Here is a 15,032-nt window from a genome sequence, read left to right on the forward strand (position 1 = left end):
TTGAATGGGTCCAATAGCGTATGCCTGATAAACTCTCAGGCAAGGGTATATTAGTGCAGAATACTTAAGAGAGAATTAAGTGGGTTCGTCAGAACTTGGGATTACAGCCTTAAATTTACAGTAGGTTATGTCCTTTTTTTTCATAGTGATGGCTTATTTCAGAAGTTTGTATCCAATCAAAAATAATGAGTATGAGTTCACAAAAAAAAGCCAATCCTTCCACAACGACTTAAACCCCTCTAGTTCGAGCTGAAGCGATTCAATTATTAAGAAATAAAATTTCTGAGTCGGAAACGTTTGGATCAGGGAGTAAATTAGCTACCATTGGTATAAATGCCCCATTTTAAAAACGAGTCGATTCCTCAGCCCTCACGGTCGCGGATCGGATTGGTTTTGTGGTGGTTGATCTTCATAAAAAAAGAGGCTGAACAATTCAGCCTCTTTTATCGGTTTGATGATTTTCACGGTTAGAAAAACTACATCGTTGCAACAGTTTGTTGAGCTTGTGTTGACTGAGTTTTTTCTAAGAGTGCATCCCTTTGTTTCTCTAGTTTTTGCAATTGCTTTAGACTATCACGTAGTGCGTCTTCCAGCTTCTGATTCCGTTCAACAATTCCATCAATCACCCCAGGAAGTGCCTGTCTTTGAGTCCAATATCTAACCATTTCTGGTTGATTTCGGTACTGAGGTGGAATCCTACCGTTCGGATTACCTGGAATGAAGGCTAACTCTACTTCACTTTTATGGAGTTTTTGCTTTGTTGAGTCTAAGAGATTTCTCCCTACTCTTAACATATCGGTTTGAGTGCTTATGGCTTCTTTGCATTTTTGGATATCTACGGTTATGGCAGATACGTCTTGTTTTTTCTGAGCAAAAAGGCCATGAGTTTTGGAGCCTCTATGGAACGATTGGTCAGAGAAATCCATCTCTGCGTCCTGTACAGTCATAGCTGTTTTAGTCTTTACTACGGTGGCACCTTTTGTAGATGGTGCTGACTGAATTTGTGCTAAGAGTACATTTCTTCTTTTCTCTAGTTTTTGTAATTGTTGGACGCTATCTTGGAGCGAGTCTTCAATCTGTTGATTGCGCTCCACAATTCCATCAATCACACCAGGAAGAACCTTTCTCTGAGTCCAATGCCTAACCATTTCTGGTTTGTTTCGGTACTGAGGAGGAATTCTACCCTTTGGATTACCTGGGATGAAAGCTAACTCGACTTCACTGTTATGTAGTTTTTGTTTTGTGGTCACTAAGTGATTTCTTCCATCTTGTAACATACTTGTTTTGGTACTGATAGCTACTCTGCATTTTTGGATGTCTGAAGTTAATGCGGATAACTCATCTCTATTCTTAGCAAACATACCAACCGTTTTTTGTCCGCGATAGATGGATTGAACAACAGTAGCCTTCTGTATCAGTTGTAGATTATCTCTAGCAGTCATAACCGCTTTAGTTTTCACACCTGAATTTTGGCGGTCAATAGCGTCATCCACTGTTAAAATCAATCCAGTTCCTTTGTATCTGACATCAATAATCTGCTGAACTCGTGCAAGACCATCTCCGTGACGCACACAGCGACCCATGGCTTGAGGACCAGATAAAGTTCCATTGATGACATTGATATCCGATTCAACGGCTTCAGAATAGTTATTTACAATTTGCACGTTGAAAACGTCTTTAATGCTGACACCAGTTGCAACGGTTTGATCGGACACCACTTGAGAAACGATACCCACGTCCAACATAGCTACGATACCTTTTTTAGTCGTATCTGTAGTGCTGGCATCAATTGTTCTGGTGTAATTGCTATCCACTTCCAGTGCTTTTAAATTCACTGGTGTAGGGTTCATAACAATGTCTACCATTGGTCTATCTGCAGTAATGTTTGCAGCTAGTGCTTCAGCGCGGTCTAAAATTAAGTTAATCATTGCCGCCTGTTGCGTTGCAGGAAGATCTGGAATAGGGGATTCCATTTTCAGTAAACTTTCTCTCATTTTTTCCCTATTGAAACTTGCGCATGCCTTCAACTTCGCTTCAACAGCATCTTCTCCAGGTTTGCCTGTTTTACCCTCTGTCTTAAAGCCATGAAATTCTGCATCACACTTCTCAATGAATGTACGAAGTTTATTTGTTCTGTCCTTTTCGCCTATAGAAGAAGGCTTCTCATTCAGTACAAGAGCAAGAGCTAAGCTATTTATTGTACGCTGAACCCCTTTTTGTTGTTCGATTACGATGTCTCTTGGTAGATCAACAACAGGTGTTTTAGTTGCTAAAGTAACAAGTTCTGTCACTTCTTTTGTTTTTTGTGCATCAACATCTTGCACAAACTTCAAAGTCATTGCAACGCGTGCTTCAATTTCAGATTGCTTTCTCTTTGCAGCAATAGTGTCCTTGTATTTATTAATGGTTGTTGCATCACCCTCAGAAATTTTCTGATAAATGGTTGCTAGTTCTTGACGAGTCTGTTTATTGTCAGAAAAAGCCATGTTACGTGGACAACGCATTCTATTTCTTTCTAAAGCAATTTCAATGGCTTGGCTCTGAGCTTCCATATCCGATGGCTTAGGCACTTTTTTAAGAAGTTCTGCTTTTAACTGAACTGGGTCAGTATAACCATTGTCGCCAGTACGCAGATAGTAATCATCGAAATAACGAACCACTGCTTGAGTCACTAGATCTTCAGCTTCGTAGTAATCAACTTCAGCTTTAATAGGACGTACATTTCCAAGTTCAATGGCTGCACCTAAGCTCAGGTCATCCAGAGGAGTTCCTGGGAATAAGTCATACAGTTTAGACGTTGGTGTTGCGGTCAGAGCAAGTACAGAGTTATTGTCTTTAAGGCCCTGTAACAATTTTGTGCTTTCTGAATCAAAGGTGTGGGTGTGTGATTCATCAATTAGCACCATGTTGTCTTTAATTAGAGGCGCTATCACTTTGAATAATGGATGAGTTGACTGAAGTACCATATGCTCAAATTTTTTGGGCTTTGAAGTACCTTCTAACACCGTTGCAAAGTATGACGTAACTTGATCCATGTCTTCAGGATCATCGATAAGTCCGGGTTTTTCCAGGAGATCTAAAGTAAATACGTTGATTGGAGTAACCGGCGCTCCATTCTCTATACCTTTGTTAACCAGATTTAGAACTTCTTTTGTTTGCTGACTTACTAAAAGTGCATCAGGCACAATCATCACCGTTTTACCCAAGCTTTGAGCGATACCAGCCATGATAATACTTTTACCTGAACCTGTACCTGCAAGGGCTAGTTGTGTATCTGCTCCTTGACTGACTTTGTCACAATATTTGGCAATAATTTCGTTTTGATAAGAGTAGGGTGCAATAGAGTCGTGACTAATTTCCAATCCTTTTTGGGTTACTGCTCTCAAATCGCCATCTTTATTGGCTTTAATCTTAACAGTCGCTTTAGCACCAGGATTAAAGAATAACTTTCCTCTGGATGGGGTTGGAGAATCGTCTTTAGCCAACTTGCTTTCAATATTGACTGTATAAAGTTGTTCACCTTTAACGATACCTTCCTGCACTAAATCAACGGTATATACTGCACCGCCGATGGTGATTGCAGCTTGAAGATGCCATTTGTTGTCTGTATCATTTTTAACCCATAGGCTTCGTGCTTCACCTTCTTTACCCGCTTGAGCTAAGATAGCTTTAACCACATTACCTATTTTGGCGTCAGCTTTAAGGTTTTCTTTGCTCACGATATCGTTCGCGGCCCCAACGGTGATCATGGATCCGCCTTTTAACGCTTCTTTAAGTAAATGTACTGCAGCGAGTGTGTTTGTGTAGTCTCTAAGATCGTCTACAAAACGCGTTCTGATTGATTTGGATGCCCCCATTTCAATTACCTCTTTAAAAATGTATTAATTCAATAAACTGGTATATGTGTGCATCCATTACAAACCGTGTTTCATTCTGACGAGTTGAAAAACTCTTAAACCAGTTCAATAAGTTATGACGTCGTAGAGCATATTATATACAACATGCCTTAAGTGATTATTAACTGTGTAAAAAAAACCAACAATTTTTTTCATGAGCAGTAAATAATTGTCATTTAATAGAGATAATTGATTGAAAATTAACTATTATTTCAACAGATAGTGTGCTTTAATTACACCTGTTATACATAATGATGTAAGTGGGGATAAGACAATGAGTGTGCATTTTGTGTCAGAAACAGTTAAGAAAACGTTGGAATCAGACAAGAGTTTAAAGCTAGGGGATTTACGAGCTGGTGTTTATTTTGTTGATCAGAGTTCTGCGAAAGAATTCATTGAGATTGTAGGAGAACTCCATAAAATAGATGGAATTCAAACTTCTCGTCATAATGCGGATGAATATCGAGTCCGTTTAAGTGCATCAAAACTTGATGATCAACAAGCCCTACAAGAGATTATGGTCAGTATTAAGAGCAAGATTGCTAATGAAGCGGTGGTTGAATCAATGATTACAGCCATTGAAACATTAACTGGAGTTAAAATGAATGCTCAAAAAACAGAGTCTTCAGACACCCTATGTCTAGCGTAGAGGACCTAAATCCACAATTGCGTGAACTGTAAGAAGAAATTTGTTATTGATTAAGAGCACCTGCATGCTGCGAACAAGTCGCGGCATACAAGCCATAGGGATAAGTCTGCCCCCATAAAAAATCATTCAGCATATCCTGGAAGTTTAGAGATAAAATCGGATCCCATGAGTTGCGACGGGGTTTTATAACCTCCTTCCACGGTATTATTCAGTAAATACTCAGCAACGGCTAAGCTCCCAGCTACAGTAAGGGCATACCCATTGGCTGTTTTGAATCGCATGGTTATACTGACTTCACGCGCATTTTTTACTTCCCCCCAGACATAGGTCACCTGGTTTTGTAATTCTTCTGAATTAGGTCCTTTTTGTTCCGCTGCTTGAGATTTTAGAAATTTTTGGATGAATCCTAATTTTAAAAGCCAGCGCAGCCAATTGACTCTTTTTAACAGGGATAATCGTTTAGGGCTCATTGGAATATAGACTTCAATATTAGGTATAGCGGTTGTATAGAAAGCTGTACTGACATCTCCCCAGGGAATAGTTGTTGCTAATTTTTCACCCCTACCAAAATCAATTTGGCGAGTTTTCCAGGCTAAGGGAACAGTTATTATTTGACCATTCATGCGAACTTTTCCTCCAAATGCTAACCCTTCAACAGCTGTTTTTGCTGTGCCGGGTGACATGGCTGAGTTTGAATCAAATCCAAGAGCTAAATAATTTGCATCAGGCAGTAACTGTTTTAATTGTGCAGCCAAACAGTCTGTTGGTATTACATCAAACCCAACTCCTGGACAAAGTACTACATTGGCTGCTTCGGCGAACTGTCTTTGTTGATGGGCGTATTCAAAGACTGAAATTTCACCGGTAATGTCGATGTAATGAGTTTTAGTTTGCAGGCAAGCCTTTATGATTGATGGGCTCGTGGCAGAGAAGGGTCCAGCACAGTTCAGAACCAGTTTAACATCAGACAGGTGTTTCATGAGTTGTTGGGGATCGCTTAAATCAAACACTCGACTTTTTAATTGTAACTCCTTGGCTAAAGAGTGTATTGCCGGTCCATTGCGTCCAGCAATAATGGGGTCCAGTCCCTTTTCTTTTGCTGATCTGGCTATCAACTCTCCGGTGTATCCATTTGCTCCATAGATTATCCAATTTATCAATTTAGTATTCCTTTGTGCTAATTACCTATTCAAGTCCTATAAGTGAGATGTTAGCAGGGATTGCTAAAATGACGAAGCCATATGTAGTCGTTCTTCAGAAGAGGAGGATTCTACAGAGGTTTCTTGCTTAACTTGGTCAAGTTGAATAATTCGTTGATGGAATTTATTGACAGTACTCCTGTGAGCAATACTGATGATCGTTGTATTCGGTAATTTCTCTTTTAAGAGTTGATACAAATAGCATTCACTCTCTTCATCCAAAGAGGCTGTTGCTTCATCCAGAAATAACCAATCCGGTTTTTTCAATAGCGCTCTGGCAAAGGAAATACGTTGCTGTTGGCCTAAGGAAAGACGTTTGCTCCAATTATCCAAATGATCTAATTCAGGGATAAAACCCTCCATATTGCCCCCGATTGCTGCTAAGACTTCTTTGTATTCGTTATCAGCATAGGTATCTACAGGGTTAGGGTAGGCAAGAACTGCTTTTAAAGAGTCTTGAAGAATTAAAGGCTTTTGAGGTAAGAAATAAGTACTTTGTCCTTCTGGTATTTCAATTTGTCCATTTCCATACGTCCAGGTTTTTCGTATCGTTTTAAATAAAGTGCTTTTTCCAAAGCCAGACGGCGCTTTGAGCAAGGTATTTTCTTGAGGTTTAAATTCTATGTTTAAGGCCCGAACCATGTAAGCGGTGCTTTCTGATTTTTGAGGATAAGTAACATGCAATTCCTTTACTTTGATTGAATTGCTATTGCTCGCTTGTACCCTAATTTCTTTCTCTTTTTGAACAGAGTTATCTGGATTAAGTGCATTCTCAAGCTCCATAATGCGCAGAGTGCTTGCTTGGAATTTTTTTATGTATTCGTAGGAATTGATAAACCAGTTTAAAGCACTGCTAACTTCGTTAAAAGCATTGCCAATTTGCATAATTTGCGGTAGCTGTATGAGTTCCATAAAATAGAGTGGGGCGGTCAAAATATACGGCGCTATTTGGACAAGATTAGTGTATAGGCTTTGAAACCCATTTACTTTTAGGGAAACCCCTATTTTTTGCAGGCTGTTTTCAGAAATAGTATTGATGTCCTTTTCTAACACCGTTTTATGGTAGGGTTCGCCTTTTTCGAGAGCGATGTTTTCCGATTCAGCACTTATTATTTCAATGTCTTTTCTAAATTGTGCTTCTAATGATTCTTCTTTCTGATTTAATGAATTGAGAGAGGTGCCTAACAGTTTCGTGATGAGGCTTGCCCCTAGAGCAAAAAGAAGAGATGCCCAAACGAGGTAACCGGGTATGACAATGTTTAAACCCAGTAGGACGAAAGAAAGAGTACCTCCTACGATCCATAAAGTGCTCACAAACACGACAAAGCTAAGTGTTGAGCGAATGAAATCAGTACTTAACGAGATAAAGTTATCAACAAAGGTTTTAATATTTTCTTGAATTCTTTGAGCTGGATTATCTATTTCTGGGTTTAAACGAGCCAGTTCTAAATAATTTTTATCCCCAAAGAGGTATTTATCAATAAATTTTATAGTGAGCCATGTGCGCCATTTTAGGGCTAAGGTTTGGCTGAGATAGTCTTTTAAAGAGTTAATGCCAACGATTGCAGCGAAATTTAAAGCACAGGCACTGATATAAAAAAGAAAAGTGGTCAGGGCCTTCGTTTCAAGAGCGGCCCAAAAACCTAAAAAGCACCAAGGCATCAATGCGAAAAGGGCTACCATCCCAACAATAGAGAGGAGGGTTCCTATCAGCAATAACCAGGCTTTGAGCTTTTCGTCAGATTGGAAAAAATAATCAAAGAATAATTGGCCAGCTTTTTTTAGGTATGAAGGTTTGTCTTCTTTTTCAGACATTTTATCATCTTTTATATAATTGGGATAAAAATTGACATATCACTCAATGAAAGTCAAGAAGACGCAATTCAAGAGATCGGGATTTTGCGTAAGCATTTCAAGCACCAAGTGCTCCATATAAACTAGATCACTTCGAACAATAAACCCTCATCCGCCTTTCTGGCACCTTTTTTCCATTCCTGGGGCGACGGGGACATTGAAGGGAGTTATTTAGAAGTCTTGTCACCAATCCCATTCGATCATCTAGAAATTGTTGAAAGTACTGCCTTGATGATAAAAAAAATTTACAAAAGATCAATATTTGATAAAATGGCGTCTTTTGTGAATTTATAGGATAAAAAAATGCCATTTGTTGTAGGGGTTGCAGGTTGTTCGGGATCTGGTAAAAGCACTGTCAGTGCTTTAGTGGAGAAGCATTATCAGCAGGATTGTGTTGTTCTTTCTGCGGATAATTATTATCTTGGGAAGGACAAAATGAAGGTAAGCTCCTTCGACCACCCAGATGCTCTGGACTTTGAGCTCCTGATAAGTCATGTCCAACAATTAAAACTGGGCAAAAGCATTGAAATGCCTGATTACGATTTCACCGTTTCTAAGAGGAAAGAAAAGACAATAACCGTGCATCCTAAGTCGGTGATTATCATAGAGGGGATTTTAGTTCTTCATCCAGAGAAACTTCGAGCTTTAATGGATGTGTCTGTTTTTGTGGATACTGATATAGAAAAATGCCGTGATCGTAGAGTTGCACGAGATATTTTGCACAGAGGAAGAAAAGAAGAACACGCACTTGAGCAATGGAATAAGGATGTTCTACCTTCTTATTATGAATTCGTTGAACCTAGCAAGAGGCATGCTACTCTGCTTTTAGAAAATAGTGAGAATAATGAGAAGCTCGATTTTGAGATTGGGCCTGTATTAGACGATTTAGACAACGTACGCTCTGGCAATAAAAGTGCTACAGAAGGTCGAAGAAAATACAGTCTCTTTAAACAGGTTACTGTTGGTCATTCTGTCTCAGGTCAAAAAGTGGAAGTAGAACAATTTTCCTTCCAATAAAGCGATGTGAATAAATGAGCATCAATCTAGGTTTTGTGAAGTATTTGCTATATCCTTCTTTTATTTTTATAGGATTAGTCATGAATTCAGCTGATGCAAATACTTTGCAAATTGTTGCCATTGAGCAAACTGACTATCAGAGTGTTTTGAAAAACAAAGCCAGGCCTGTTTCATTTCCATTGTCGGTTGAGGATAAAGCCTTGATTCAGTCCATGGAAACTAAATTACAGCATTTAGGCGGCGTAGGTTTAGCCGCACCACAGATCAATGTGGCTAAACAAATTATCGCAATTTATATCCCTGAAGAGGCTGGCTTATTAAGAGATAACGTGACCTCCTATCCCATGCATGTACTCATCAATCCTAGCTATACCCCGAAGGCTAACGCTAAGACGGTCTACGATTTTGAAAGCTGTTACTCAGTGAACAGTAAATCGGGTAAAGTACCGAGGTACAACGAGATAGATTACCATTATTACGATGTAGAAGGGGTATACCACAGCAGTTCAGCAGATGGATTTTATGCAAGGGTATTGCAGCATGAAATTGATCATATCAATGGTATACTCATAATAGATAGGTTAACCCCCGATTGTATTCAGGGGACTCCTCAAGAGATGATGGTTTTGAGAAGAGCTGAATTGCCCGATGAGAAAAAAGTGCTATTTGATCAAGTCATGGAAAAGAAGCTGAAGAAATAAATAGGGTCTTTTGACCTTAGAAAGAGCGAAAACAATTGAATGAAGATCCTTGGGTTCAAGGAGGAGCTATGGTCTTTGCTGTAATTATTTTTTTACTATTGTCAGGGATAATTTATTGGGGAACATTTTCCTCTTCCAAAAAGTCAGCTCAAAAGAGATTAATTAAGCCGATTGCTGACGTTAAAAAAGAGGCATTAAAAGAAATGCTTCCCCCTGCTCATTTAACTGAACCGGCCAATCAACCCGTAGAGCAGCAGATTTATCCTGAGTTATCTAAATTTCGTCTTTTGACCTTAAAAGAGTCTGATAAACAGACTTTGGATCAAATAGTAAAAATAACCAAATCAATACCGCGTCCTCACCCAATATTAAATGTGCTGTTAGCTGGAGGAGATAATACCGATGAGCTGTATGAAATGGTGCAAAGTGACCCTGTGATTGCTGCTAAAGTGTTGCAAGCAGTGAATTCAGGCGGATTTTATTTAACTCAAAAAATCACTCGATTAAATCAAGCCATTTTATTTTTAGGCGCTAATCGCATTAAAAGTATCGCGTTTCAATGCGCAATTACGACCAATATCCCCAATAGAAATAAGAAACTTAAAGAAGCATTAGGAAAGATATGGTCATGTGGGTTCTTAGCCAGCTCATTGGCCTTTACGTTGTCAAAAAGTTTAGGGTTTGGAAATTCTTCGGAGTTAGCAACACAAGCGCTGCTTTCTTACATCGGTAATCTTGCGATGATCACCTTTCAACCTAAATTATCACACAGCTTCAGTGCGGGAGCCTTATTGTTTGAACGTGTTTACCAAGAGCAGGAAGATTTAATGACTCATTCGGCCATTGTTGGGGGGCAATTGGCTATAGAATGGCAATTGCCTCAAGAAATTGCAACAGCAATTAGCAACAGCAATATCCCATTGGGCGTGGTTCCCTATCAATGCGTCATCAATAGGAATTCCTTACCCAATACAGTATTAACCTATGCTTGTTGCCGCATCGCTGAAATTATTCTAATCAAAGGGATTGATAATTTAGATCAAATTAATTTTTTTGCACCCCTTCCAATTGAGTTGTTTTACACCCCAGACTATTTAAACATCAGCGGTCTTCACCAGTTTATCCCATTATTTGCTAGTCCAGGGATTCGAAAAGAAATAAACAAGCTCATTAAGAAATCCACAGCAAGATAAAGTGAACCCTGTTAAACGATGGCACATTCCGATGGTTTTTCTTGAGACCTACCTGACAAGCGTTCATGCTCAGAAGCCAAATAAAACGGACTTAACAGCTGATCCTTGATTTCTTTTACGAAAGCAGGGTTCATAGAGAATTGTTCCGCGATGTGGTTGATAATATCTAATAAATAAAGAGGTGAATTTTTGCTAGGGGCAAATAAGAGTGAAAGCCTACTTGTTGACGGATCAAATACGCACAGATCATTCCCTTTCGTATGAATTTCTTTGAGCTTGACAAAACTAGCCTGAGTTTCTTTCGCTTTTTGATGAATGGTTTCTTCTTCCCCTAAGAAATGAATACTCAATCCAAGGATTTCTCCGCTACGATTAAAATCGAATTGGATCGACTCGATGTGGATTAAACTTCGGTCGATGGAATAAGGTAACAAAACAAATGCAAAGCATTTTTCAGTGTTCACGTGGGTGAAGGTGCTGTACATCTTAACGTAAGTCGCGTACTTAGGTTTTGAGGCTGGAAACAAGTTAAACATAGAGTCATCCTTTACATCGTACAAATACAATCAGAACTTACGCGAATTGCTACTCTTACATTGCCTCGACCTTAGGATTTTTCGTAAGTTCTGAACAGATTGCTAATACCTTATATCATAGAGCCAAAAAATCCATAAGTACGTTTTGAACCTTCATTCTCCGAGTCGGATAACTCTTCTAATGAGGCTTGCTCCGACAAGTCAACTATTTTCTGTTTGAGCTCAGAAATAACCTGTTTTTGATCAAAATTAATTGTAGAAAGTTCTTCTTCTCTTTTTTGAGCTCTGGATTTCTCGATTAATATAGTCCCCAAGAGCACCTTTTGTTTCGCTTGGGCCTCTTTGAGTTTGGTGTCTAACTCGTGATTTTGAGTCGACAGTAATTTAAGGGATTGTTGCTGCTCGCTATTGGTAGTGCATAACTGTTGAGTTTTATGTGTCAGCTCTGAAACTAACAATGCATTTTGGAGTTCAGTACTGATTTGTTCAGCAACCGCATTAATTTCTTTTTGTGACGAGTTGGTGTAAATACTAAATGGAATAAGAACTTCCTCATTTAAATAGAGTCCTGAATTACAAATTTCGCCTCCTGTATACCCAGTATTTATAAGTCCTGATAATGCTATAGCAGGAGATTCTTTAGGAGCAAGCTCACTGTGATGTACGGTGCAAGTAGTGGACTTTGGTGTTGTCATCAGTTTCTTAAAGTCGGTAAAAAGTTGCGATAGTTGTTTTTTTAGTTCATCTAATTGTTCAGGTTCATAAGAGGATTTCCGATCGAGTTGGGCTTTTAAAAAAATAATCTCATGCAAAATGTACTTTAAAAAATGCCTACGAGTTGATGAGGATTCATCAGTGGATGCTTTAATTAGGTCATCAAGTCGTGATTTAAAGTCCGTTTTTGTGCTTTTAATAATATCTACTGCGCTTGCATGAACTTTTTTTCTCAGTTCACCTTTATCGCTTTCAACAACCAAAGGCTTACTTGATTGCTTGTCATGGTAGCGAATAATGACTGCGGTCAGGTTATAGAGTAATTCTTCTAATCGGGTCATATTAAATTCCTTTTTAAATTAAAGCCTCATTCCATTGAGAAATTTACCGACAAATTGTCACTTCACTATATTAAATGTTACGCAACAGATCAAGCAAGGCGATGCCCGATAAACGGGCATCCTTTGAAATGGGTTATTTAAATCTGAAATAAATGGATTTTGCTATCCAAATAACAACGCAGAGAATGATTCCCCATAAGAGAATTAATGGGAGCAAATACACAGAAAATTCGATGACGCCATAGGTGAACTCTCTTAAGTAATTGATGAGCTGCTTGTAGGATTCAGAAAATACTTGGGCTATTTTCCATTGTGAGTCTTGGTTGATTTTGATGTCAGGATTCATGCTGATATCAATAGTGATTAGAGAAAACGCAACGGATTCTTTGAAATATTTAATTTGCCCTTCAGTGACGTCTATTTTTCGCTGGGTTTCACTTAATTCTTCAAAAACGGATAGAACATCTGGAGTCTTTGTCGCTCCTTGCATGATCTTTCCTAATTGTAGTTTTGTGTCTTTGAGATTTTTCAATTCACTTTCTAGATTGACGTATTGTTGGGTAATGTCCTCTCCCGAAATAGACTCCTGAATCACTTTGGTTGCAAGGCCTTTTAAGCGTTGTAGAGCACTGTTCAATCCTTTTGCGGGTACTCTTATCTTTACTTCAGCGGAGCTTCCACCTCCATACACGGTATCTTGATTGAATGTTGAACTCACTACATAGCCACCAGAATTATCGGCAAGTTGGATAATGGCATCCATGACTTTGGGAATATCATTCACTTGCAGACTCAGCTGAGCATTGCGGATTATCATGCGACGCATGACTTGTTCAGATTGGGTTGGTGCTGGCTTTTCAGCACTCATTGCAGCTGGAACGGCAGTAGCATTATCCATCATTTTATATTCGGCAATAGGCGTAGCCCCGCCATACATGGTCTGTCCGGAACGACTAAACAGCATGCTGAAAACGAACATCACCAGCGTGTAAATACCTATGGCAATAAGAGCGTAAGTGATTATTTTTTTCATGATTATTTTTGTTGAATGAGTTGCTTACTTTTGAGTTTGGCATAAAAAATAGGGAATAACCAATCTTGAAGTTGACAGCTTACCTCTTTTCTACTGTAATTTAGACAGAGTGATCACGGTGATTAATGATGGATGATCAATATCACATCGAACACATGACCCGAGAGGAAGTCAATCTGGCCGTGCTTTGGGCTAAGAATGAAGGGTGGAATCCTGGGCTTTATGATGCAGAGTGTTTTTATAATACGGACCCCAAAGGTTTCTTTGCTGGAAAACTCAATGGAAAAATTATTGCCGTGGGCTCAGCAGTTCTATATGACAAACATTTTGCCTTTTGTGGATTTTATATTGTCGATAGCCAATACAGAGATCAGGGTTATGGTATTGCATTAACGAATGCTCGTTTGGCCTATGTTGGAAATCGCAATGTAGGTATCGATGGGGTGTTAAACATGGTTGATGCTTATGCAAAAATTGGTTATCGGTTTGCACACAACAATGCCCGTTATTCCATTGACATTACGCAAGCTAAGGTTAATGAGAATTCAAGCATCCATGAACTGCAATCAATTCCGTTCACGAATTTGTTGGATTACGACTGCCAACATTTTCCTGCTCCAAGATCTCAATTTCTATCCTTATGGATTAAGCAGCCAGAGTCAAAGGCATTGGCTTATATGGAGAATGGCATTCTCAAAGGATATGGGGTTATTCGAAAATGTTATCAAGGGTTTAAAGTCGGTCCTTTGTTTGCCAACTCCCCAACCATTGCCGAACAATTATGGCAGCATCTAGTCATTAAAGCAGAAGGAACCACGGTGTTTCTGGATATTCCCGAAAACAATCCGTTTGCTTTAGAGTTTGTGAAAAAACAGGGCATGCAAAAGGTATTTGCCACAGCACGTATGTACATGCGTGGAGAGCCAAAGTTAGCAACAGAACAGATTTATGGCATAACTACATTTGAACTGGGGTGAGCCATGCGCGATATGGTGGGTTATGGCAAAGAAACGCCTCCTTTTTCTTGGCCGAATAAGGCCAAAATTGCCATTAATTTTGTAATCAATTACGAAGAGGGTAGTGAACAAAGTCCTGTGAACGGCGATGAGTATGCTGAAGTGTATGGAACTGATTTTCCCTTTAGTAAAAAACCAAAAGGTAAACGCAGTCTTAGTGTCGAATCTTCTTTTGAATACGGAAGTAGGGTTGGAATTTGGCGCTTAATTCGTTTGTTTGATCAGTATTCCATTCCATTAACTTTTTTTGTTTGTGGACAAGCGTTGATTTTAAATCCAGCATTGGCAGACTATTTAGCGTCATCGGATCATGAAGTAGCTGGCCATGGCTGGCGTTGGTTGGATTACAGTACAATTCCCGCTAAAACTGAAAAAGAGCACATTCATCTTTGTGTGGAAACGCTCGAAAAACTAACAGGCAAGAAGATTCAGGGATGGTATACAGGACGTCGCAGTGAGCATACTCGATCACTGTTAGAACAGGCTGGAGGATTTCTCTATGATTCTGACAGTTATGCCGATGAGTTACCTTACAAAGAAAAGAAGCATTTGATTATTCCTTACTCCTTGGATAATAATGACTTTCGCTACACCACCTCACCTGGATTTACTGGTCCTAGTGATTTTTATGAGCAATTGGTTAACACCTTCAAATTCTTACATGCAGAGCAACGATTAGCTCTGATGAGTATTGGTTTGCATCCCAGGTTGAGTGGGAAGCCTGCTAAAGCCATGGTTATCAAGCAATTTTTGGATTATTTGAGTGAGTATAAGGATGTGTGGATTGCTAGGCGGGTTGATGTTGCGAAGTATTGGTTGGAGAGGTAAAAGAGGTATGGGGACGGACCCCACCGGGGTCCGTCCCCGAGCCTGCAAGAAGTGA

12 protein-coding genes are annotated in these 15,032 nt (G+C 39.3%); 6 read left to right on the forward strand and 6 right to left on the reverse strand.

Annotated elements, in window-relative coordinates; genetic code table 11:
• Positions 1-476: 476 nt before the first annotated feature.
• A complete protein-coding gene (locus Lwal_RS09670; RefSeq protein WP_058480600.1) occupies positions 477-3,857 on the reverse strand; it encodes a DEAD/DEAH box helicase family protein in 3,381 nt (1,126 codons plus the stop codon).
• Between the two features lie 313 nt (positions 3,858-4,170).
• Here Lwal_RS09670 and Lwal_RS09675 point away from each other — a divergent pair, with 313 nt between their 5' ends.
• Positions 4,171-4,545: a hypothetical protein gene (locus tag Lwal_RS09675; protein WP_058480601.1), complete on the forward strand. Its 375-nt coding sequence runs from the start codon at positions 4,171-4,173 to the stop codon at positions 4,543-4,545.
• A 122-nt stretch (positions 4,546-4,667) separates the two neighbouring features.
• Here Lwal_RS09675 and Lwal_RS09680 read toward each other — a convergent pair whose 3' ends face one another.
• Both Lwal_RS09680 and Lwal_RS09685 read right to left on the reverse strand, forming a co-directional pair.
• On the reverse strand, positions 4,668-5,705 hold the full coding sequence (locus tag Lwal_RS09680) for a saccharopine dehydrogenase family protein (protein WP_058480602.1): 1,038 nt from the start codon (positions 5,703-5,705) through the stop codon (positions 4,668-4,670).
• Positions 5,706-5,768: 63 nt separating this feature from the next.
• The gene (locus Lwal_RS09685) at positions 5,769-7,559 is read right to left on the reverse strand and encodes an ABC transporter ATP-binding protein/permease (protein ID WP_058480603.1); all 1,791 of its coding nucleotides are present in this window, start codon (positions 7,557-7,559) and stop codon (positions 5,769-5,771) included.
• Between the two features lie 342 nt (positions 7,560-7,901).
• Here Lwal_RS09685 and udk point away from each other — a divergent pair, with 342 nt between their 5' ends.
• The 3 genes from udk (at position 7,902) to Lwal_RS09700 (ending at position 10,509) form a co-directional block, all read left to right on the forward strand.
• Complete coding sequence (udk, locus tag Lwal_RS09690; RefSeq protein WP_058480604.1) at positions 7,902-8,615, forward strand: uridine kinase; 714 nt, start codon at positions 7,902-7,904, stop codon at positions 8,613-8,615.
• Between the two features lie 80 nt (positions 8,616-8,695).
• The gene (locus Lwal_RS09695) at positions 8,696-9,316 is read left to right on the forward strand and encodes a peptide deformylase (protein WP_058480619.1); all 621 of its coding nucleotides are present in this window, start codon (positions 8,696-8,698) and stop codon (positions 9,314-9,316) included.
• Positions 9,317-9,351: 35 nt separating this feature from the next.
• Positions 9,352-10,509, forward strand: coding sequence for an HDOD domain-containing protein (locus Lwal_RS09700; RefSeq protein ID WP_058480605.1), 1,158 nt, complete (start codon positions 9,352-9,354; stop codon positions 10,507-10,509).
• An 11-nt stretch (positions 10,510-10,520) separates the two neighbouring features.
• Here Lwal_RS09700 and Lwal_RS09705 read toward each other — a convergent pair whose 3' ends face one another.
• From Lwal_RS09705 to Lwal_RS09715, 3 genes are all read right to left on the reverse strand, one after another.
• The gene (locus Lwal_RS09705; RefSeq protein WP_058480606.1) at positions 10,521-11,045 is read right to left on the reverse strand and encodes a hypothetical protein; all 525 of its coding nucleotides are present in this window, start codon (positions 11,043-11,045) and stop codon (positions 10,521-10,523) included.
• A 110-nt stretch (positions 11,046-11,155) separates the two neighbouring features.
• Complete coding sequence (locus tag Lwal_RS09710) at positions 11,156-12,100, reverse strand: hypothetical protein (RefSeq protein WP_058480607.1); 945 nt, start codon at positions 12,098-12,100, stop codon at positions 11,156-11,158.
• 133 nt (positions 12,101-12,233) lie between these two features.
• Positions 12,234-13,133, reverse strand: coding sequence for a DUF4349 domain-containing protein (locus tag Lwal_RS09715; protein WP_058480608.1), 900 nt, complete (start codon positions 13,131-13,133; stop codon positions 12,234-12,236).
• 128 nt (positions 13,134-13,261) lie between these two features.
• Here Lwal_RS09715 and Lwal_RS09720 point away from each other — a divergent pair, with 128 nt between their 5' ends.
• Positions 13,262-14,110 carry a GNAT family N-acetyltransferase gene (locus Lwal_RS09720; RefSeq protein ID WP_058480609.1) on the forward strand — a complete coding sequence of 283 codons (849 nt, stop codon included), beginning with the start codon at positions 13,262-13,264 and terminating at the stop codon, positions 14,108-14,110.
• A 3-nt stretch (positions 14,111-14,113) separates the two neighbouring features.
• Positions 14,114-14,977, forward strand: a complete 864-nt coding sequence (locus Lwal_RS09725) for a polysaccharide deacetylase family protein (protein ID WP_058480610.1) — start codon at positions 14,114-14,116, stop codon at positions 14,975-14,977.
• Positions 14,978-15,032 lie beyond the last annotated feature (55 nt).

The organism is Legionella waltersii (assembly GCF_001468085.1).
GTDB classification, from domain to species: domain Bacteria; phylum Pseudomonadota; class Gammaproteobacteria; order Legionellales; family Legionellaceae; genus Legionella; species Legionella waltersii.

Excerpts from the sequence above, each read along its gene's own strand:
- Lwal_RS09670 (WP_058480600.1), bottom strand. The coding sequence starts at position 3,857 with ATGGGGGCATCCAAATCAATCAGAACGCGTTTTGTAGACGATCTTAGA.
- Lwal_RS09675 (WP_058480601.1), top strand. The coding sequence starts at position 4,171 with ATGAGTGTGCATTTTGTGTCAGAAACAGTTAAGAAAACGTTGGAATCA.
- Lwal_RS09685 (WP_058480603.1), bottom strand. The coding sequence starts at position 7,559 with ATGTCTGAAAAAGAAGACAAACCTTCATACCTAAAAAAAGCTGGCCAA.
- udk (WP_058480604.1), top strand. The coding sequence starts at position 7,902 with ATGCCATTTGTTGTAGGGGTTGCAGGTTGTTCGGGATCTGGTAAAAGC.
- Lwal_RS09695 (WP_058480619.1), top strand. The coding sequence starts at position 8,696 with ATGAATTCAGCTGATGCAAATACTTTGCAAATTGTTGCCATTGAGCAA.
- Lwal_RS09705 (WP_058480606.1), bottom strand. The coding sequence starts at position 11,045 with ATGTTTAACTTGTTTCCAGCCTCAAAACCTAAGTACGCGACTTACGTT.
- Lwal_RS09710 (WP_058480607.1), bottom strand. The coding sequence starts at position 12,100 with ATGACCCGATTAGAAGAATTACTCTATAACCTGACCGCAGTCATTATT.
- Lwal_RS09715 (WP_058480608.1), bottom strand. The coding sequence starts at position 13,133 with ATGAAAAAAATAATCACTTACGCTCTTATTGCCATAGGTATTTACACG.
- Lwal_RS09720 (WP_058480609.1), top strand. The coding sequence starts at position 13,262 with ATGGATGATCAATATCACATCGAACACATGACCCGAGAGGAAGTCAAT.
- Lwal_RS09725 (WP_058480610.1), top strand. The coding sequence starts at position 14,114 with ATGCGCGATATGGTGGGTTATGGCAAAGAAACGCCTCCTTTTTCTTGG.